General features: G+C 64.8%; 21 protein-coding genes and 2 tRNA genes. 9 read left to right on the top strand and 14 right to left on the bottom strand.

Translation table 11 applies throughout. The features are described 5' to 3' along the window. Positions 1-21 precede the first annotated feature (21 nt). The 3 genes from BJ122_RS07605 to BJ122_RS07595 all read right to left on the bottom strand — a co-directional run bounded on the left by BJ122_RS07605 (position 22) and on the right by BJ122_RS07595 (position 2,295). On the bottom strand, positions 22-1,053 hold the full coding sequence (locus tag BJ122_RS07605) for a hypothetical protein (protein WP_110780506.1): 1,032 nt from the start codon (positions 1,051-1,053) through the stop codon (positions 22-24). A 161-nt stretch (positions 1,054-1,214) separates the two neighbouring features. Further along, positions 1,215-1,406, bottom strand: a complete 192-nt coding sequence (locus BJ122_RS07600; protein WP_110780505.1) for a hypothetical protein — start codon at positions 1,404-1,406, stop codon at positions 1,215-1,217. A gap of 232 nt (positions 1,407-1,638) precedes the next feature. Then, on the bottom strand, positions 1,639-2,295 hold the full coding sequence (locus BJ122_RS07595; RefSeq protein WP_110780504.1) for a glutathione S-transferase family protein: 657 nt from the start codon (positions 2,293-2,295) through the stop codon (positions 1,639-1,641). 98 nt (positions 2,296-2,393) lie between these two features. On the opposite strand from BJ122_RS07595, the gene BJ122_RS07590 reads away from it, so the two are divergent. Beyond that, complete coding sequence (locus BJ122_RS07590) at positions 2,394-2,672, top strand: DUF3253 domain-containing protein (protein WP_110780503.1); 279 nt, start codon at positions 2,394-2,396, stop codon at positions 2,670-2,672. A gap of 26 nt (positions 2,673-2,698) precedes the next feature. Here the strand turns inward: BJ122_RS07590 and BJ122_RS07585 are convergent, their stop codons facing one another. After that, positions 2,699-3,496 (bottom strand): YdcF family protein, encoded by a 798-nt coding sequence (locus BJ122_RS07585; protein ID WP_110780589.1) that lies wholly within the window; start codon positions 3,494-3,496, stop codon positions 2,699-2,701. A 96-nt stretch (positions 3,497-3,592) separates the two neighbouring features. Continuing rightward, positions 3,593-4,411 carry an aldo/keto reductase gene (locus tag BJ122_RS07580; protein WP_110780588.1) on the bottom strand — a complete coding sequence of 273 codons (819 nt, stop codon included), beginning with the start codon at positions 4,409-4,411 and terminating at the stop codon, positions 3,593-3,595. A 502-nt stretch (positions 4,412-4,913) separates the two neighbouring features. Here BJ122_RS07580 and BJ122_RS07575 point away from each other — a divergent pair. Both BJ122_RS07575 and BJ122_RS07570 read left to right on the top strand, forming a co-directional pair. Further along, positions 4,914-5,744, top strand: coding sequence for a polysaccharide deacetylase family protein (locus BJ122_RS07575; RefSeq protein ID WP_110780502.1), 831 nt, complete (start codon positions 4,914-4,916; stop codon positions 5,742-5,744). 114 nt (positions 5,745-5,858) lie between these two features. Continuing rightward, positions 5,859-7,157, top strand: coding sequence for a polysaccharide deacetylase family protein (locus BJ122_RS07570; RefSeq protein ID WP_110780501.1), 1,299 nt, complete (start codon positions 5,859-5,861; stop codon positions 7,155-7,157). A gap of 98 nt (positions 7,158-7,255) precedes the next feature. Here BJ122_RS07570 and BJ122_RS07565 read toward each other — a convergent pair whose 3' ends face one another. From BJ122_RS07565 to BJ122_RS07555, 3 genes are all read right to left on the bottom strand, one after another. Further along, positions 7,256-7,630 (bottom strand): hypothetical protein, encoded by a 375-nt coding sequence (locus tag BJ122_RS07565; RefSeq protein ID WP_110780500.1) that lies wholly within the window; start codon positions 7,628-7,630, stop codon positions 7,256-7,258. 242 nt (positions 7,631-7,872) lie between these two features. Next, positions 7,873-7,957 (bottom strand) — tRNA-Leu (locus tag BJ122_RS07560). An 88-nt stretch (positions 7,958-8,045) separates the two neighbouring features. Then, positions 8,046-8,288 carry a FliM/FliN family flagellar motor switch protein gene (locus tag BJ122_RS07555; RefSeq protein WP_110780587.1) on the bottom strand — a complete coding sequence of 81 codons (243 nt, stop codon included), beginning with the start codon at positions 8,286-8,288 and terminating at the stop codon, positions 8,046-8,048. 60 nt (positions 8,289-8,348) lie between these two features. Here BJ122_RS07555 and lipB point away from each other — a divergent pair, with 60 nt between their 5' ends. After that, complete coding sequence (gene lipB, locus BJ122_RS07550; RefSeq protein ID WP_110780499.1) at positions 8,349-9,059, top strand: lipoyl(octanoyl) transferase LipB; 711 nt, start codon at positions 8,349-8,351, stop codon at positions 9,057-9,059. A gap of 95 nt (positions 9,060-9,154) precedes the next feature. Continuing rightward, positions 9,155-10,048: a PepSY-associated TM helix domain-containing protein gene (locus tag BJ122_RS07545; protein WP_110780498.1), complete on the top strand. Its 894-nt coding sequence runs from the start codon at positions 9,155-9,157 to the stop codon at positions 10,046-10,048. Between the two features lie 16 nt (positions 10,049-10,064). On the opposite strand, the gene BJ122_RS07540 is transcribed toward BJ122_RS07545, so the two are convergent. From BJ122_RS07540 to BJ122_RS07520, 5 genes are all read right to left on the bottom strand, one after another. Beyond that, positions 10,065-10,364: an acylphosphatase gene (locus tag BJ122_RS07540; RefSeq protein WP_110780497.1), complete on the bottom strand. Its 300-nt coding sequence runs from the start codon at positions 10,362-10,364 to the stop codon at positions 10,065-10,067. Beyond that, a complete protein-coding gene (locus BJ122_RS07535; protein ID WP_110780496.1) occupies positions 10,361-11,230 on the bottom strand; it encodes an isocitrate lyase/PEP mutase family protein in 870 nt (289 codons plus the stop codon). Before BJ122_RS07535 ends, BJ122_RS07540 begins: the two co-directional genes overlap by 4 nt. Continuing rightward, positions 11,230-13,245 (bottom strand): acetyl-CoA carboxylase biotin carboxylase subunit, encoded by a 2,016-nt coding sequence (locus BJ122_RS07530; protein WP_110780495.1) that lies wholly within the window; start codon positions 13,243-13,245, stop codon positions 11,230-11,232. Before BJ122_RS07530 ends, BJ122_RS07535 begins: the two co-directional genes overlap by 1 nt. A 379-nt stretch (positions 13,246-13,624) precedes the next feature. After that, the gene (locus tag BJ122_RS07525; protein WP_110780494.1) at positions 13,625-14,200 is read right to left on the bottom strand and encodes a hypothetical protein; all 576 of its coding nucleotides are present in this window, start codon (positions 14,198-14,200) and stop codon (positions 13,625-13,627) included. 356 nt (positions 14,201-14,556) lie between these two features. After that, positions 14,557-14,958 (bottom strand): DUF2177 family protein, encoded by a 402-nt coding sequence (locus tag BJ122_RS07520; RefSeq protein ID WP_110780493.1) that lies wholly within the window; start codon positions 14,956-14,958, stop codon positions 14,557-14,559. Positions 14,959-15,083: 125 nt separating this feature from the next. Here BJ122_RS07520 and BJ122_RS07515 point away from each other — a divergent pair, with 125 nt between their 5' ends. The 3 genes from BJ122_RS07515 to BJ122_RS07505 all read left to right on the top strand — a co-directional run bounded on the left by BJ122_RS07515 (position 15,084) and on the right by BJ122_RS07505 (position 18,806). Continuing rightward, positions 15,084-16,535, top strand: coding sequence for a cryptochrome/photolyase family protein (locus tag BJ122_RS07515; protein ID WP_110780492.1), 1,452 nt, complete (start codon positions 15,084-15,086; stop codon positions 16,533-16,535). A gap of 94 nt (positions 16,536-16,629) precedes the next feature. Next, positions 16,630-17,016, top strand: a complete 387-nt coding sequence (locus BJ122_RS19560) for a histone (protein ID WP_110780491.1) — start codon at positions 16,630-16,632, stop codon at positions 17,014-17,016. Between the two features lie 617 nt (positions 17,017-17,633). Beyond that, positions 17,634-18,806, top strand: coding sequence for a GGDEF domain-containing protein (locus BJ122_RS07505; RefSeq protein ID WP_110780490.1), 1,173 nt, complete (start codon positions 17,634-17,636; stop codon positions 18,804-18,806). Positions 18,807-18,863: 57 nt separating this feature from the next. On the opposite strand, the gene BJ122_RS07500 is transcribed toward BJ122_RS07505, so the two are convergent. Next, positions 18,864-19,304, bottom strand: coding sequence for a hypothetical protein (locus tag BJ122_RS07500; protein ID WP_110780489.1), 441 nt, complete (start codon positions 19,302-19,304; stop codon positions 18,864-18,866). Between the two features lie 245 nt (positions 19,305-19,549). On the opposite strand from BJ122_RS07500, the gene BJ122_RS07495 reads away from it, so the two are divergent. Further along, positions 19,550-19,626, top strand: a tRNA-Arg gene (locus BJ122_RS07495). The last annotated feature ends 53 nt before the right edge of the window (positions 19,627-19,679 follow it).

The raw sequence follows: 19,679 nt of genomic DNA, 5'->3' as shown, positions 1-19,679 counted from the left end.
AAGGCCGGCAACAGTCTCGCGTTACTCCGCGCCAGCGGCGGCCGGCGCCAATTGCACCGGAGCGGCGGGCTTAGGCTGCTGCTTGGGCGGCGCTGACGGATTTTTTGGCGGCACTGAGCGCACCGCGGCCTGGGCTTGCGCCGGGGCCGACGGCTGGCTGCGCGCCGCGGCCGGGGCTGCCGCGGCGGCGTGATTGCGGGCCGGCTGCGCGGCCGGTTTCGGCGCGGGCGCGGCGGCGGCTGGCGCCGCAGCCACCGGCGCAGCGGCTGGCTTGGACGGCGCTGGCGGTTCAGCGGTCATGATGCTGACCGGCGGGATCGAATTGGAGGTCGGGAAATCGGCATTGGTCGGCTTGCCGGTCGGAACCGAACTGGTCAGTGCCGCGGTCGGCGTCAGCGCGCCAGTGGCGGCGGCTCCGCCCTGCCCGCTGCCCCACGCGCCGGCATAACGCTGCACCAGCGTGTCATAGAGCCGTTCTTCCATATTGGCGGCGATCTGCTTGTGATCGGGCAGCACGGCAAAGGCGGCGCATTCACCCGGCTGGCAGCCGTCGCGGCTGGTGAGCACATAGGCGACCAGACCATAGCGATCGCGCTCGAGCGAATGGCGCAGCGCGGTCAGTTCCGCGGCTTTCCCGGAGGCGTTCAGATCGCCGGCGGCATTGAGCCGATTGAGCCGGCTCACGGTGTGCGACACCGCCGCGGCGACTGAATCAGCCGAGCCGAATACGACCTTCTCGCAGGCCGCCAGCACGGTTTCTCCGGCCATTTCTTCAAGACAGGCCAGCGCTGGATGAGACAGGCTCGACGCATCGCTGGCAGCAGCAGGCGCGCGCTCGATCGCCGCCGCGCCTGAATCGCTGCGCAATGTCATGATCGCGTTGGCGACGATCGCCGCCACCGCAATCACCGCCAATACGGTGTTGGCCAGAGAGCGTTCGCGCAGCAGCGCCACCAGCACCAAAATGCCCAAAAAAGCCGCGGCAATCAGAACAATCCAGACCGAAAGGCCGGGTGTACGCCACAGTTGATCGATTGAAGCCGCCCAGTTCATGCGCGTCGTCCCCTACGCGACGTTATCGGAAATTCATAATAACGTTGAATTATGCGCTAGTTTGGGCGGAAACCCAACGAACAAGGCCGCCCCCGGTCAAGGCAGCGGCCTGGTTGTTCGTCACACGTTGTTGTCACACACGGTTCCAGGAACCGAGTTAGTCAGCAAAGCTGCAACTGGCTTTCCTTTGCAACCCGCTCGAACGCTTCGCTGGAGCTCTTGATGCGATATTGGCAATCATCGCCGTCGGTCGGAAGCAGGCGGATCACCTGATAAACACCACCCGCGGCCGGGCGGGATACATTACTGGCAGTGAAATAAACGCGTTCTCCAATTCCAAACTTATGCTTCAACGACTCTCTCCATCACACAGAACGCAGGCTCCGCCCCCGTGCCCACCAGCGCAGCCCGCTTACAGCGTAAGCTGAGTATAGCACGCAACTACCGCTACAAGCCACCCCCAAGGGGCATGGCAAAGGCGCAAAATTTGCAGGCAATTCAGGCAGATGTGATGAGTTCCGCGGTGCGCGGGACCTAAGTACCGCCTCTTGATCCGCGATTTCGCCGATGGGTTCGAGGCGCGAACTAATCGCTCTCAAACTTATCGATCACCCAGCTTTCCGATAATCCTGCCGCGGTCCATTCCTGAAACGCCGGCAGCGCCATCATGGTCGCCATATAGTTGCGCGCTTCGTCATTGACCGCGATGTCATAGGTCCGGAACCGATGCACCACCGGCGCGTAAAACGCATCGGCGGCACAAAACTCACCAAACAGGAACGGCCCGTGCGGCGCGTAGCGTTGCCGGCACTGCGACCAGAGCTGCTGAATGCGCGCGATATCGGCCTGCGCAGCGTCCGACAGCGGCTTGGCGCGCACCGCGCGGTGCAGATTCATGCCGCATTCGCTGCGTAGCGCGGCAAAGCCGGCATGCATCTCGGCGCAGACCGAGCGCGCATGGGCGCGCCGCACCGGATCGCTCGGCCACAGACTGGCCTCCGGAAACCGTTCGGCGGCATATTCGATGATTGCCAGCGAGTCCCAGACGATCACATCGCCATCGATCAGCACCGGCACCTTGCCGGCCGGACTGAATTCCAGGATGCGCTGCTTGTCGGCGGGGCCGGTGTAGAGCGGAATCACGACTTCGTCGAAGCTGATGCCGGCGCCGCGCAGCGCCAGCCACGGCCGCATTGACCACGATGAGTAATTCTTGTTGCCGATCACCAGCTTCACAGTCATGCCCCCTCTTCCTGAGCGCGCAGCTTGCATCAGCCGTGCGCAGTGATCAACGGCGCCGGGGTTGCCGGGCGCCGAGCGATGCGTCACACCGAGCCATCATGACACTGCAAGATTCGACGGCTTCTTCACCCAGCGCTTCCCTCGCCTCCGCGATCGTCAACGTGCTGCAACAACACCGCGGCGGCACGCTGAGTGCGCCGGAAATCGCCCACGCGATCGCGGCCGATGACCAGTGGCATACGCTGCTGACGCCGATCCGCCGCACGGCGGTCGAGCTGGCCCTGGCGGGACGGCTGGTGATCTATCGCAAGGGCAAGCCGGTCGATCCGACCGACTTCCGCGGCGTGTATCGCTTGGGCTTGCCGCGCCAGGATTGATCGGCGGCGCAGCGATCCGCGCATGATCAGCGCGGCCCCGGCACCAGTTCGGTGGACCGGCGCGCCCATCGATAGGCGATCAGCCCGACCCATTCGTGCACGGCAAGATCGGTGCGGGCGAGCCCCATGCTGAGGCGCTCGAACGGCCACCACAGATCGTTCCAGCCGCGCGTGCGCCAATCGACCGGATAGGCCTCGACCTCAAAGCCGGCGGCACGAAACGCGCCGATCGAACGCGGCATGTGAAAAGCTGAGGTCACCAGCAGCCAGCGTTCGCCGGCTTTGGGCGCCACCAGCCGCTTGGTCTGCACTGCATTCTCCGTGGTGGTGCGCGAACCGCTCTCCAGCGCGATCCGCTCGGGGGCGACGCCGAAGGCCTGCAGCAACCGGCCGGCAAATGGCGCCTCCGCGTTGCCCGGCGCCAGCAGATTGGCGCTGCCTCCGCTGAGCACGATGCGCGCCTGCGGATAGCGCCGCGCCAGCTCCAGCACCGTCACGATCCGCTCGGCCGAGGCCTCAAGTTCCAGCACGCCGCGCGCCGCGCTGAGATCGGAATTGATGGCACCGCCAAGCACGATGATGCCATCCGGCGCACGGCCATTGTCCTGCCAGGGCGGAAAACGCTCGCTGAGCGGCAGCAGCAGCGCATTGCCGAGCGGCGTATAGCCGGCGACCAGCAGCAGCGCGACACCAACCGTCAGCAGTTTGACACCGCGCCGCCGCGCGCGCGTCAGCGTCAGCAGCGCGCCGATCGCGCACAAAAGCGCGATCAGATTCGAGGGCACCAAGAAGAAGCCCAAAACCTTCGATGCGATGAAGAACACCGTGTCGTCCCCGTGCATGCGCGTCAGCAACGCATCACGCCGCACGGCTCGCGCGCGGTCAATCCCATGGCAGGTGATATCACCACCCGTCCGGCATCAATCCCATTGCGGCGAGAAGCCGAAATCGGTCAGCCGGCCATCGGGCTGCGCCATCGCGAAAATCGCGTTCATTTCGGCATCGCTGAGCGCGAAGTCGAACACGCTGATATTTTCCAACAGCCGCTCGACCTTGGAGGTGCGCGGAATCGCCGCGATGTCCTGCTGCACAATCCAGCGCAGGCAGATCTGCGCCGCGGTCTTGCCGTGCGCTTCGGCGATCCGGTTCAACACTTCGGCGCTCTTGGCCTTGCCCTTGGCGATCGGGCTGTAGGCGACCACCGCGAGATGATGCTGATCGCAGGCATTGATCACTTTGGTCTGATCGAGGAACGGGTGATACTCGACCTGATTACACACCAGCGGCGCCGGCGACAGCCGCACCGCCTCCTCGATCAGCGCGACGGTGAAATTCGACAGGCCGATATGCTGGGTCAGGCCGAATTCCTTGGCGCGCGCCAGGCCGCCCAGCGTCTCCGACAGCGGCACATGCTTGCTCGGCCAGTGCAGCAGCAACAGATCGACCTCCGACAGCCGCATCTTCATCAAGCTTTCCTTGGTGGAGCGCATCAGATCGTTCGGCGCGAAATGGGTGGTCCAGACCTTGGTGGTGACGAAGATATCGTCGCGCGGCACGCCGGAGGCATGGATACCCCAGCCGACCTCGCGTTCGTTCTCATAGACCTGCGCGGTATCAATGTGACGATAGCCAAGCCGCAAGGCCTGTTCGATCAGCCGCGAACAGGCGCGGCCGCGCAGCTCCCAAGTACCAAGGCCGATGATCGGGATTTTGGCGCCATGCGACTCGACGAACTGCATTTTGATCTCCTCGCCGGCCCGGGCATTCACAACGTCCCGGCCGGTTCCTGATCGTGTGCAGGGCCGCTGCGTGCGCCCCCGCGCCATTCGCAGCCCCCGGCAGTACCTGCCTTACTTTCGACGGCTCGCTGGCCGCACCGCTCCACCGTTGTTGACTGATGGTCCGCCAACCTCGTTAATTCCCGATGAAGTCGATTAGTTGAGACTTAGTTGGCCGCTATCAACCTTCGTTTGATCAGCGCTTAGTTCCGTAAGCACGGCACCGGCGCAGCTCACAGCCTATCCGATCCACAAGCCGGTGCCATCACCCACGCGCGTCGCCAGGCGGATCGAGCATCCCGTGAAGCCGCCACATTTGCCGCGTTAGGCTGAACGCGGCGGTGCCGCAGGGCTTGGCCGCTGGACTTGGTCGCTGGACTTGGTCGTTGGACCTGGTCGCTGGGCTTGCGCGATCGCAAGCGACATGCACTATCGCCCGCTCATAGCTTAGAGTCTTTTGTCGATGCAGCCATTGCCTCCCTTGTTCGCGCGCCTTGGCGGCCGCCGTTTTGTCGCGCGCTGGTTTACCGCCGCCGCGATTGCCACTTCTGCGATCGCCGGCAGTGCAGCGAGCGCGGCCACCGATTGCCAGAACCCTGATGCGCTCGGCACCGCGCGGGTGCTCGAGGTCGATGCCGCCAGCACCCCGCAGGTCGGCACCAAGAGTTTTGCGCAGACGCTGCCGCTCGCCGACAAGGAAGTGGTGCTGACCTTCGACGACGGCCCGGCCGCGACCACCCCCAAGGTGCTGGACGCGCTGCGCCAGCAATGCGCCCGCGCCACCTTCTTCCTGGTCGGCAGCACCGCGGTCGCGCAGCCAAAACTGATTCGACGCATGGCCGCCGACGGCCACAGCATCGGCCACCACAGCTGGTCGCACAGCGATCTCAAGAAAATGAGCTTTGCCGAAGCGGTCGCGGACATCGATCGCGGCATCGCCGGCGACGAGACCGCGCTCAACGGCAAGGCCAGCAGCACGCCGACCACGCCGTTCTTCCGCTTCCCCTATTTCGATTCGACGCCGGAGCTGCTCGCCCATCTGCAATCGCGCGGCATCGTGGTATTCGGTGCCGATCTGTGGGCCAGCGACTGGAATCCGATGACGCCGCAGCAACAGCTCAAGCTGGTCACCGAGCGGCTCGAGAAAGCCCGCAAGGGCATCATCCTGTTCCACGATCCGCGCACGCAAACCGCTGCCATGATTGCGGATTTCCTGCGCTGGTTGCGCGACAATGATTATCGGGTGGTGCACGTGGTGGCCAGATCGGCCGCCGCCAGCGCCCAGCCCCGCTGATCCGTGATGGCAGCTCTGAAAATGTTGTGAGCGACAAATCGGTTAAGAAGTCATTCATCGCGTTGCCAGTAATTTTCAGGCAATAACAGTCACCCATTAACTTTGCGGTATGTGATGCCGGTTCTTCACCCCACCGGCCGGCGCGGCCGGCTTTGGACCCTGCTTGGTTGCAGCCTGTTTGGCGCGGCCATTGCCAGCATGTCCCCCGCCTTTGCTGCCGACAGCTGCGCCGGTCGCCCCGACGCGCTTGGCACCTCGCGCACCTTGGTGGTCGATCCGCGCGAGCATCCGCGGATCGGCACCATGCAGTACAGCGAGACGCTGCCGCTGCGCGATCGCGAGGTGGTGCTGACCTTCGATGACGGCCCGCTGCCGCGCTACACCAACCAGGTTCTCGATATCTTGGCCGCCGAATGCGTGAAGGCGACGTTCTTCGTGGTCGGCCGCATGGCGCAGGCCTATCCTGAAGGGCTGCGCCGGATGCGCGACGCCGGCCACAGCATCGGCACGCACAGCCAGAATCATCCGCTCAGCTTCCACCGCATGTCGGTCGAACAGGCCAAGCAGGAGGTCGACGCCGGCATCGCCTCGACCGCGGCCGTGCTCGGCGACCGGGCGGCGCTGTCGCCGTTCTTCCGGATTCCGGGCCTGCTGCGCGCCCAGGCGGTCGAAAGCTATCTGGCCGAACAGGGGTTGCAGGCCTGGAGCGCGGATTTCCCGGCCGACGACTGGCGCCCGATAACCGCGGCCCAGGTGTTCCAGATCGCCATGCAGCGTCTGGAAGCCAAGGGCAAAGGCATCGTGCTGCTGCACGACATCCAGCCGCGCACCGCCGGCGCCCTGCCCGCCTTCCTGCGAGAGCTGAAGGCCAAGGGCTATCGCGTGGTTCATGTGGTGGCGGCGAGCCCCGATCGCCCGAAAACCGCGACAGAACCGAGCCAGTGGCGGCTGCATCCGGTCAGCGATCAGGTGGCCAAGTCGCGTTGGCCCGCTATCCCGAATTTCGTCTACGCCGAAACCTCGTCGCTGCCGGCGCCCGCGGTCACCGATTCCGACCTGCATGACGGCCAGCTGGTGCTGCCCGCCACCCCGCGCACGCGCCGGTTGGCGCAAGGCGAAGTGCCGCTGCCGCAGGCGGCGCCGTGGCCGCGGCAATGGTCGCTGCTCGCCCCGGACGAGGCCAAGACCGAGCTGCCGGTGCCGGCGCGTGAGCTGTTCCAGGTGCGCAGCCGCTCGCAGGCGAACCTCAATGTGCTGACGCCGCTGCCGCGCCGCGCCGAGGCGCCGGCGCCCGCCCGCCCCGAAATCGATCCGGCGGCGCGCCAGCTCACGCTCGATGGCGGCGGCCTGCGTCGCCGGCTGTTCGCGCCGGTGGCTCAGGTCTATCCGCGCTCCGACATCGTAGCCCGCTAAACGACCGCGGCCCGCTCACACGCGGCCGCTGTGACGACCCCGCCCTCGCAAGGCGCCGTCCCAAAATGCCTCGCCGCTCGCCAGCGCGCGCCGCGGGCTCACTCCGAGACGATCTTGGTGACGCACAGCACCACGACGATCGTCAGAAACAACAGATCGATATAGCTCTTGAACTCGCCGTGGCGGCGCTTCTCCGTCACGTCGTTGATGATCTGCCGTTTGATCAGCGATTGATCCGGCCGCAAGCCCAACAGCGAGCCGATGCGCCGCGCTTCGTTCTCCAAACGCTCGATGCTCTGGAAGAAGCTGAACGAGCGCCAGGCCGACACCGCCCGCGTCAGCACATAGATCAGGATCAGCAGCGCCAGGATCGAGCGCTGCTGATAGTTCTCCAGCGCGTTGAGGCTGTAATAGGCCAGCATCAACAGCGCGAAATTGGAGACGAAGCGATACAGCAGGCTGAGGAAGGTCATGGCAGTCACGCAAGCTCGGATGCCGGCGGCATCCCGTCAGCATGACCCACCGTGCGCCGCATCGCCGGCAATGGCACCGCGCACCTTGTCGCAGCCACCCGCAATGCAGTTCATCGTCAGCAATCGATTAAGCCGCCGCAAGCAGCGAATGCGTTGCAGCAACCACGCGCACAGCCACCTACGGACGCGGCTCAAGGCCGGCGTTGCTGTGTGTTTTCGATGTGAAGAAGATGTTGGGGAGGTGGTGCGCTCGGAGGGACTCGAACCCCCACGATGTTACTCACTGCCACCTCAAGGCAGCGCGTCTACCAATTCCGCCACGAGCGCATCAAACTCGGTACTGGGCTCGGCGCCCGACCGGATCGACGGCGCCCATGTAACAAATCGAAGATGGCAGTACAAGTGCTGCTGTGCATTACCTTCGATCAGGGGATCGCGGCAACATTTGCTTGACTTCCACCGCAATGCGATTGCGATCGACCAACACCATGCCGCTGGCGATCGGCAGATTGTTGGCGAGAATCTTCACCTCGTCCGCCTCGGTGGCATCGAGCTCGATGATAGCGCCGCGGCTCAGGCGCAGCACTTGATGGACGGGCATCGAGGTGGTTCCCAAAACCACCATGAGATCGACGGAGACTTTGTCGAGAGTCGACACGGGCAAAGGTACTCACCGCTGCGGGATTGCCGTGCGAGCACACCACGTTATGGTTAGCCAATGATTAACAGCCGCGAAACACTTGAATTGGATCGACTTTTTCCGATGGAACCGGCCATCCCGGTGCATTGGCGGATCTCCGATTCCCAGGTGCCCTACCCTGAGGCGGTGGCGACCATGGAAGCGCGCGCCAGCGCCATTGCCGCCGGCGAGGCCGCGGAACTGGTCTGGCTGCTGGAGCATCCGCCGCTCTACACCTGCGGCACCAGCGGCAAGAGCAGCGATCTGCTCGAATCACGCTTCCCGATGTTCGCCACCGGACGCGGCGGCCAGATCACCTATCACGGCCCCGGGCAGCGCGTGGCCTACGCCATGCTCGATCTCAAGCGGCGGCGCCCCGACGTTCGCGCCTATGTCGCCGGGCTGGAACAGTGGATCATCGAAACGCTGGCGCATTTCAACGTGCGCGGCGAACGGCGCGAAGACCGAGTCGGCGTCTGGGTGGCACGGCCCGACAAGGGCCCGGGCTGCGAAGACAAGATCGCGGCGATCGGCGTGCGCTTGCGGCGCTGGGTGTCGCTGCATGGCATTGCCATCAACGTCGAACCAGACTTGTCACATTTCTCGGCGATCATTCCTTGCGGCATCACCGATCCGCGCTATGGCGTGACCAGCCTGGTCGATCTCGGCCTGCCGGTGACCATGGATGACGTCGACACTGCGCTCCGGGCGGCGTTTGGCCAGGTGTTCGGCCTGAGCATCACGGTTTGACCGCGTTCGGCGCGCACATGAACCATCGTTAAGTTGCGCGCGCCGGCTACGGCCTTAGCGTGCCTCCAGTTCTGAATACAATTCGTAGGTTGAAGATGAAGATGTGGTTGTTGCGCCTCCACCGCTGGGTGGCCCTGGCGCTGTCAGTGCCGTTGATGATTCTGTTCGTCACCGGGCTGATTTTGTCGTTCGAGCCGATCCTGATCGACAATGGCGCCGAGCGCGCCTCGCTGAGCGCCGATCAGGTCAAAACGCTGATCGCCAAGCACGATCCCGACGGCAAGGCCAATACGCTGATGATGCGCGCCTATGACGGCACCGCATCGATCGGCACGCGCCGCGAAGGCATGAAGCACATCGATCTGGCCAGCAATGAACAGATCGCGGCGCCCGGTATGGTCGCCCGGCTGATGCAATCGTCCCGGCAGCTGCATGAGCACATGCTGTTCAATCTGAGCTGGCTGGTGATCGGTTCGACCATCGGCCTTCTGTTCCTGATCGTGGTCGGCGTGGTGATGGGCTGGCCGCGGCTGCGCAATTCGGTGTCAGGCTGGCACAAGGGCGCCGGCTGGTTCGGCTTGCCGCTTTTGGTGCTGAGCCCGCTCACCGGCCTTGCCTTGGCGTTCGGCATCAGCTTCTCCGCGCCCCCGCCCCATATCGACGGCGCGGCGTGGCCGAGCCTCAAGGAGGCGGTGCAGGTGGTCGGCGCCAAATACGACCTGTCGCATCTGATCTGGATCAGGCCGCGCGGCGGCCAGATGCTGGCCCGGCTCGACGACGGCGGCGAGATGAAGGTGTTCGCGGTGAGCCGCGAGGAATTGCTGCCGACCGCGCGCAATTGGCCGCGGCTGCTGCATGAAGGCAATTGGATGGGTGCGGGCCCGGCGCTGGCCAATGCCGTCACCGCGCTGGCGTTCCTGGTGCTGCTGGTGACCGGCGCCTGGATCTGGGCGCGGCGCACCTTCCGCCGGCGGCCGGCGCGCTCCTAGACTAAGCGTGCCGTCCCTACAGCGTCGGCAGCGTGGAGAACCGCTCTCCCGCCCGGCGCAGGTTCAATGCATCGGCGCTGGCTGGCTCATCGGCCAGCGCCGCGACATGCGACGCCGACGGCCCCTGCCGGCACAGTTCGATCATCGCGGCCACCGCCGCCTCCGGCCCGGCCAACAAGGCTTCGACGCTGCCGTCGCGGCGATTGCGTACCCAGCCTTCGAGATCGAGCTTGATCGCCTGAAATTCGACAAAGGCGCGGAAGCCGACGCCCTGCACCCGGCCGCGCACCGTGACCTGACGGATCACATCGGTCATTGCTGCTTCAATCCCAGAAAACGCTCGCTGTAGTCGGCAAAATCCTGGCCGCGCGTCACGCTCTGCATCAGCTTGGCCGAGGCGAGCCCCGACAATTGCTGGGGCGCGGCACCGCCGCGGATGGCCTGCAAGGTCTGAAACACCACCTCGGTCGCGGCCGCGATCGGCGCGTGGCCCTGTACCGCGATCCTGACGCGCCGCGACGCCAGATAATCAAAGTCGCAGATCGCTTCGCCAGGCGTGCCGAGCAGCAGCGGCAGCGTGGTCGCCGCGGCGATGGCGTCGAGCTGGTCGCGACTCTTGATGCCGGTGAAGAACAGCGCGTCCACCCCGGCGGCCTGATAATGCTGGGCCCGCTTAATCGCATCATCGAGCGAGCTGATGGTGGCCGCGCCGGTGCGCCCGACGATCACCAGCTCCGGATCGCTGCGCGCTTCCAGCGCCGCCTGCATTTTGCCGACGCCTTCGGCCAGCGCAATCAGCTGCGGCTTGGGCTCGCCAAACGCCTGCGGCAGCAAGGTGTCTTCGATGGTGAGCGCCGCAGCGCCGGCCGCTTCCAGTTCCTGCACGGTGCGGCGGACATTGAGGGCGTTGCCATAACCGTGGTCGGCATCGACCACCAACGGCAGCGGCGCGGCCCGCGTCATGCGCCGCACCTGATCGGCCAGTTCGGTGAGCGTGATCAGCGCGACGTCGGGATCACCGAGGATCGCCAGCGACGCCACCGAACCGCCGAGCATACCGACCTCGAAACCGAGATCGGCGGCAATTCGCATCGAGATCGCGTCATAGACCGAAGCCGGCCGCAGGCATTGCGGCCCGGCCAGGGCCGCCCGCAAGGCACTGCGGCGACTTCGCCGATCCATTACGCGAATTCGATGATCAAGGCGTCGACCGGCAGCGTCGCACCGGCGGCGGCGTGGATTTTCTTCACCACCCCGTCGTTTTCGGCGCGCAGCACGTTCTGCATCTTCATGGCCTCGACGATCGCCAGCGTCTCGCCGGCCTTGACCTCCTGGCCTTCCTCGACCGCGATCGAGACGATCAGGCCCGGCATCGGGCACAGCACCTTCTTGCCGGTGTCGGCCTTGTCGACTTCCTTCATCCACCGCGCAGCGGACGCCTCGCGCTGGGTGAAGACGTTGACCCCGACTTCATAGCCATGATGCGCCAGCCGGACGCCATTCGGGATCGGCCGGACCTGCACGGCGATCGGGCGGCCGTCGATGGTGCCTTCCCAGACCGGATCACCCGGCACCCACGGCGACTGCAGCAGATGCGGCTGGCCGAGCGAGCCATCGGGATTGGCAAAGCGCACCACAAAGCCCTCGCCCTCGCGGATCACGTCGAGCGGGATTTCGGTCCGCTCCAGCCAGACGCAGCGACGACGCTCGCGGATCACCGCGCGGCCGATCATCTGGCCAGAGATCTGGCGCTTGCGCTCGCCGAGCACGCGGTCGATCGCGGCGCCGACCGCCGCGATGCGGCGGGCGATTTCGCCTTCCGGCACCCGCGCCGAAAAGCCCTTCGGAAACTCCTCGGCGATGAAGCCGGTGGAGAGATTGCCCTCACGCCAGCGCGGATGGGTCATCAGCGCCGACAGGAACGGAATGTTGTGACGGATGCCATCGACATAGAATGCGTCGAGCGCGTGGGTCTGCGCCTCGATCGCCGCGGCACGCGACGGCGCGTGCGTGATCAGCTTGGCGATCATCGGGTCGTAGAACATCGAGATCTCGCCGCCCTCTTGGACGCCGGTGTCGTTACGCACCGTGACGCCGTCCTGGCAGCTTTCCTTGGCCGGGCGATACTTCACCAGCCGGCCGATCGACGGCAGGAAGTTGCGGAACGGATCTTCGGCATAGACACGGGACTCGACCGCCCAGCCGGAGAGCTGCACGTCTTCCTGCTTGATCGCCAGTTCTTCACCGGCGGCAACGCGGATCATCTGCTCGACGAGGTCGATGCCGGTGACCAGCTCGGTGACCGGATGCTCGACCTGCAGACGGGTGTTCATCTCCAGGAAGTAGAAGCTCTTGTCCTGGCCGGCGACGAATTCGACGGTGCCGGCGGAGTCGTAATTCACCGCCTTGGCGAGCGCCACGGCCTGCTCGCCCATCAGCCGGCGGGTGGTCTCGTCCAGCAGCGGCGACGGCGCCTCTTCGATCACCTTCTGATTGCGGCGCTGAATCGAGCATTCGCGCTCGCCGAGATAGATGACGTTGCCGTGCTTGTCGCCCAGCACCTGAATTTCGATGTGGCGCGGATCGACGATGAACTTTTCGATGAACACCCGGTCGTCGCCGAACGACGCCTTGGCTTCGGCGCGCGCCAGATCAAAGCCTTCCGCAACCTCGGCCTTGGAGCGCGCAATGCGCATGCCCTTGCCGCCGCCGCCGGCCGACGCCTTGATCATCACCGGATAGCCGATCTCGTCGGCGATCTTCACCGCATGCTGGGCATCCTCGATCACGCCGAGGAAGCCGGGCACGGTCGAGACCTTGGCCAGCGCCGCCGCCTTCTTCGATTCGATCTTGTCGCCCATCGCAGCGATGGCGCCCGGATTGGGACCGATGAAGACGATGCCGGCATCCGCCAGCGCGCGCGGAAACGCCTCGCGCTCGGACAGGAAGCCGTAGCCCGGGTGCACAGCCTCAGCGCCGGTCTTGCGGCAAGCCTCGATGATCTTGTCCATCACCAGATAGCTTTCCGCCGCGGCCGGCGGCCCGATCAGCACCGCCTCGTTGGCCATCTCGACATGCAGCGCGTCGCGATCGGCTTCGGAATAGACGGCAACGGTCTCAATACCCATGCGCCGAGCAGTCTTGATGACCCGGCAGGCGATTTCACCGCGGTTGGCGATCAGAATTCGTTTGAACATGTGCTTATTTGCAACCCTAAGGCGTGGTTCGCTTCCCGACGGAGGCCGGCGGTAGCTTTGTAACAATATCGGCTGCTGAGAAAACCCAAATATTGCCGCAAGTTGACAATTCTGGACACGACTTTCGGCAAGGAAGACGTGCAGTGAACTGCAACCGCAGCAGGACTTGGCGGAGTCTCAGCGATGTTGCCCACGGCTTTCGCCCAGATTGCGAAGCATCGCAACTGTTTATGTCTCAAGGCGGGGATGTCGGATTGTAATATTGCGCTGGCACGGCCGCTGGCAGGCACTTTGTTGCCACCGCTAGCGAAAACGCGCCACCGCAAACAAAAACGGCGAGCCGCGCGGCCCGCCGTTTCGTTCATTGATGTTCGGCAGTTCACATGCCGAAATCGAGGATGCCGGGCGATTGCACCATCGGCAGCGTCGCGGTCCCGACCAGCGCGCCGACCAGGCGCTCCAGACGGTGATTGCTGCGGCGGCTGCTGCGCATCTGCCGCGAAATCCACTCCAGCACCTCGGTGTTGACGTTGCCGGCCCGCGGCGGCGCCCAGCTCTCGATCGCCGTTTCCGGCGCGAGCGCCACAGCGCGCGACGGCACCGGCAGACCGGACACTGCGGCGGCGTGGTGCACCACCGCCTTGGCAAACAAATCGTCGAACAGGCCATCGTCACTGCGATCGGCAGCAGCGGCGTCGATCTCGAACAACGCTTCGGCCTCGGCGCGGCTGACCGGCTGCTTTTCAACCGCGGCCGCGGTCAAAATCTTGCTGCACAGCACCGCGTCTTCGACGTCGAGCGCGCGGGAATAGTGAATCCGTCCCTTGGTGGTCGGCCCTTCGCCCGTAATCACCCCGTCGCGCACGATGCCGAGCGCAAGCGCCGCCGAATATCGGTCCGCGATCTTGGCGGGTTCAATGATGCCGATCGGATCGGCTATGGCTGAGGCAGTCATCTCGTACTCTTTCTCGAACTTGCTCTATGGCTTTCCATCCCCGGATTTTCCACGCCGGCGTGAACGATCCGTTAAGTCCATCGACTTTGGTCGAACCGCCGGAAACGACGGGCACGTGGGCACCGCGACAAGCGGCGTCATTGGCCCGGGGCTGAGGAGAGCTATCGCCCAGCTCGGAGGCTTTATCGGGGCGGAAAGCAGGAATGATTTTGAAGCCGGCGCGCGAGCGCACGCGGCGCGCGGCCGCGCCGCCCGCAAAACGGCGATCATCGTTCCAATCCAATAGGATAGCGCACGATGCGGCACGCCGTCGCGGCGGCCGCACAGCGCTGCTGAGCGATGCTGGCTGCGCTGGCTTAGGCGCGCGGTGCCAGCCAGTCCGCCACCAACAGCGCCAGCGTCGCCGACACCGCGGTCATGAAAGCACCCCAGGAAATATCGAGCGCCACCACCGGCCAGGTCCAGTGCTTGAGCAGCGACATCGCGGTCAGCTCGAAGGTCGCGTAGCAGAACAGGCCGAACAGCGCTCCCTTGGTGAGCGCCGACTGCCAGGTGGCATCAGGCGCGCCGTTGACGAAAACCAGCACACCGAACACGTACAGCAGATAGAACAGCACCGCTGGCAACAGCCTGACCTCACCCAGCATGGTGCCGACCTGTTCCGTGAAGAAGTTTTTCGCGATCGTTCCGAGAAACAGGAAATCGACTGGAATAAGGATCAGGAACGTTGCCAGGTAGAGAATTGCGTTGCGCTTCACATCGGCCTCCCGTGTACGGATCACTGGTTCCGAAGCTACGCGCGACATCGCGTTCGGTTGCAGCGCCGAACGCCTGAACTCAACGAATAGCCTGAACTCAACGAATAGAAAGACGACCGCTCTCCATGACTTCCACCTCGCCTCGCCCCGCGCTGGTCTGGTTCCGCGATGATTTGCGGCTGTCAGACCACCCCGCACTCGCTGCTGCCGCCAGCACCGGACGTCCGCTGCTGTGCGTCTACGTGCTCGATGAAGTGAGCGAAGGCATGCGGCCGCATGGCGGCGCCAGCCGCTGGTGGCTGGCGCAGTCGCTGCGCAGCCTGCAACGCAGCCTGTCGGCGGCCGGCACCGATCTCGTTCTGCGCCGCGGCGCAGCGGCGGCGATCATCACCGAGCTGGCGCAGCACAGCAGCGCCGCAGCGGTGTATTTCAACGATGTCGCCACGGTGCCGGCGCGTGCCGTTGTCGCAGAGCTTAACGATCGGCTCGCCGCTCTCGGCATCACCACCCATAGTCACCTCGGCGACCTGCTCGCCGCGCCGGAGCTGATCCGCGGCAAGGACGGCCGCGGCCCCAAAGTATTCACGCCGTTCTGGAAGCGGCTGCTGGCGCTCGGCGCACCGCCGCAGCCGCTGGCCGCCCCGAGCCAAGTGAGCGCAGCGCCCGCGCCCGCCAGTGATCAGCTCGATAGCTGGGCGCTGCAGCCGACCACCCCGGACTGGGCCGGCGGACTACGTGACTGCTGGCAGCCTGGCGAACAGGGCGCGCAGCGTGCACTGCAACAATTCTTGGACCAAGCGATCGCCGGCTATGCCAGTGATCGCGACCGCCCTGACCGCGACGCCACTTCGCGGCTGTCGCCGCATCTGCGCTTTGGCGAAATCAGCCCGCGCCAGATCTGGCATGCCGCGCGCTTTGCGGCCGCAGCACAGCCGGCGATCAGCGCCGACGTCGACAAATTCCTGAGCGAACTCGGCTGGCGCGATTTCTGCCGGCAACTGCTGTTCGATCAGCCCGCGCTGACGACCCAAAACCTGCAAACCTCGTTCGATCGCTTTCCCTGGCGCGATGACGAAGCCGCACTACGCGCCTGGCAGCGCGGCCTGACCGGCTATCCGATCGTCGATGCCGGCATGCGCGAGCTGTGGCAGACCGGGACGATGCATAACCGTGTTCGCATGGTGGTCGCATCCTTCCTGGTCAAGCATCTGCTGATCGACTGGCGCCACGGCGAGCAGTGGTTCTGGGACACCCTGGTTGATGCCGATCCCGGCAGCAATCCCGGCAACTGGCAATGGGTCGCTGGCTGCGGCGCAGACGCCGCGCCGTATTTCCGCGTGTTCAACCCGATCCTGCAGGGTGAGAAGTTTGATCCTAACGGCGACTATGTCCGGCGCTTCGTGCCCGAACTCGCGCGGCTGCCGGCCGCGATCATTCATCAGCCCTGGACGGCAACGCCGCTGGAGCTGGCTTCCGCGGGCGTAACGCTCGGTAAGAACTATCCCGCCCCGATCGTTGATCACCGCCTGGGCCGCGAACGTGCCCTCGCCGCTTACGCAACTGTGCGCAAGAACTAATAGTGGCTTGCCAGCTGCAACACAGTAGCTACGAATCGGCTAACGTTCATTTCTGATCGAACTTTGACGAACGATCAGAACCCTGGGGGATTACATGGACGATGATACACCCAACTTGGAAGTAGCCGGCGACGCCGCCGATCAGTCAGCCGCCAAACCCGCCAAGAAGACGCGCCGCGCTGCCAAGAAGGTCGCGACCAAGACCTCGGCGAAGAAAGCCAAGAAGGCAGCGAAGAAGACCAAGAAGGCCGCGAAGAAGGCCGCTAAGAAGGCTCCGAAGAAGGCCGCTAAGAAGGCCCCGAAGAAAGCAGCCAAGAAGACGGCGAAGAAGGCAGCCAAGAAAGCGACCAAGACCGCCAAGAAGGCAGCGAAGAAGAAGGTAGCCAAGAAGGCGACCAAGAAAGCCGCCAAAAAGGCCGCTAAGAAGGCTCCGAAGAAGGCCGCCAAGAAGGCCAAGAAAGCGAAGAAGGCCAAGCGCTGATGGCGCCGCGCCGATTGGCGGCATGCCTCCGAGCGGAGGCTGCCGCCAATCGCTCGCTGGCCTAAGCTTTCCCGCAGCGTCGTTGCTGCGTAGTGAGGCTGCGCCTTCATCGTAATCCCGCAGTCAATCGGCCTCTTGGTTTTGTTGCGCAGCTTCTGCTGCGCGTGACCGGTCTGTTCCGTAACCCGGTATTTTGAAGCGGCTCCGCCGCTCATCCCCCAGTTCGCGCATCGTGACCCGATGCGCGTCGGCCTGCCGCTCGGCCGCGCTCGGTCTACCCCCTCCTCCCCGCCAAGCCAGCCATGATGCCGCCGCGATGCCTTGGCGCACCGCGGCGCCGAGGTCGCGACGCTCGCACAGAGCGCAGCTCACACCGCCGCTGCGGTTGCATCAGCTCCGCCAGGCGATCGCGATACCAGCATCAGCCCGGCCGAGCACCATGGCATACCGCGCGCCGTGACATCGGGGGCATTTGAATCAAATCGCGCAAAAATCCTTTACGGGGCCTTGGTCATGAGGGCGTGCGCATGGGTGCAACGGGCTTCGATCGTTGAAATCTGATCTCCGAGTTCTATCCTCCGGCCGCCATTAAGAGGCACAGCTTCGCAACAGGAACGATGACAACTCATCCCGCACGATCAGAGGCGGCGGATACGCACGCCGGATTGGCCGCGACGGACCCGGCTTCGGATCTTGGTTCCGATGCCGATCCGCTGCTGCCGCGCCGGTTGAGGATCGCGCAGCTGTTGATCGGCGTCGGAGCGGTCGACGTGCTGGCGATCCTGGTCGACTGGCTGCTGCTCGGCGATCATTTTGGACTGGCGCTGGCGCTGCGGCTGGCAGTGGTGCCGCCGATCGTGATCGCGGGACTATTGCTGTATCGGTTCGGCCGCAACACCCGCGCGGCGGTGGTCGCGACTGCATTGGCGATCATGGGCCTTGTGATCGTCGGCACCGTGATCGGCCAGTTCGCCAGCGAACCGCAATCCAGCCGCTATGTGATGGCGACGCTGTTCGTGCTGTTCGGCGCGGCGCTGTCGGCATCGCTGCCGTGGCGCACCACTCATTGGATGACGGTATCCACTGCGCTGGTGGTCGCCACCATTGTCGTCACCGGGCTGAACGCACCACCGCATGTCGGCAATCTCGACCTAGCGGTGTTCAGCGTGGTCGCCGCCGCAGGGGCGCTGCTGCTGCGCCGGCGCAAGGATCGGCAGTTGGCGCAGATCATCGATCTGCGCGTGCGCGATAGCACCCACGCCTCGGAATTGCGGCGCGCCAACCGCGATCTGTCGCTGCTGTCCTGCACCGATCCGCTGACCGGCGCGTTCAATCGCCGCTATCTGGAAGGGTTTTTGGACCGCTTGACCGGGTCGATCGCGCCCTATGCCGGCTATGGCGTGCTGATGATCGACATCGATCGCTTCAAGCTGCTCAACGACCGCTGCGGCCATCTCTATGGCGACGACTGTCTGCGGCAGATCGCGGCCACGCTGCAGCAAGGGCTGCGCGGCTCTGACGACGTGCTGGTGCGTTATGGCGGCGAAGAATTCGCGGTGGTGCTGCCGGAAGCCGACCTGCTGGAAACGCTGGTGGTCGGCGAAAGGCTGCGCGCCATGGTGGCCGAGCAACGGATCGCCCATCCCGGTCTTGGGCCGGACTGCTATGTCAGCGTCAGCATCGGCGCCTATAGCGCGTCGCTCTCGGAAGATCTGGTGGAGGCGCTGCGCTGCGCCGACCGCGCGCTCTATGAAGCCAAACGAGGCGGACGCGACCGCGTCGCCGCTTAACGCACAACCCCGTTCCGGCACCGCGCGGGGGCAGCCTGTGCGAATGATGGCTGGTCGTTACTCGCCCGGACAGGGATCGACGATCCGCCAGAGATCGGCGCCGTTCTTGATCTTCTTCATTTCCGGGGTCAGGCCGCCATTGCGCCGGATCCAATCCTTCACCGGCGGCGGGTAATAGGCCATCAGGTCGGAGGTGCCCTCAACGCTGGTGACCCGGATGCCGAATGTATAGGCCTTGTCATAATAGGCCTGGTGGAAGCCGAGGCTGGCGCGCGGCGTCACGCAGATCCGGTTGTTCGGCACGATGCCGAGCACCAGCGTGCAGGCGGAATTGCAGATGCCGTCGATGATGACGCGCTCGCCGTTCTGCCGGATGCGCTCATACTTCGCCTTGTATTCCTCGACATAGCCGCCGTGATCGCGGGTGATCCGCAGATCGGCCCGCGCAGGCGAGATCAGCACAGCGGGCAGCACCAGAGCGAGAACGAAGCAACGCATGGTCGAAAAGAACCGAAATTGAGATTTTGGGCGAATGCGCCTAGCGACCATCCACCTGATGGCAGGACTCTGGCCTTACTGTGTTAGCAAGTCGTTAAGCATGGCAAAGCGGCAGAATTTTGCGCCCGCCGGGCCCCTCGGCAGCCCCGACCGGTCCACGGCGCTGAAAGAGATGGGGAAATTCGGTATCCCATAGCCGCCGCAGGACTGGCATTTGCGGCGCGCGCCTGTATGGTGGCAGCCATGCGCTCGTAGCTCAGCTGGATAGAGCATCGGATTTCGATTCCGAGGGCCGGGAGTTCGAATCTCTCCGAGCGCGCCAGCCGTCAGCGCCGCTAGGTCGCGACAGACATTCTCCGCAGGACTGTATCTAAC

Source organism: Rhodopseudomonas faecalis, assembly GCF_003217325.1.
Taxonomy (GTDB): Bacteria; Pseudomonadota; Alphaproteobacteria; order Rhizobiales; family Xanthobacteraceae; genus Rhodopseudomonas; species Rhodopseudomonas faecalis.
Note: the sequence above shows the minus strand (reverse complement) of the source record. Positions and strands in the feature narration are given on the sequence as shown.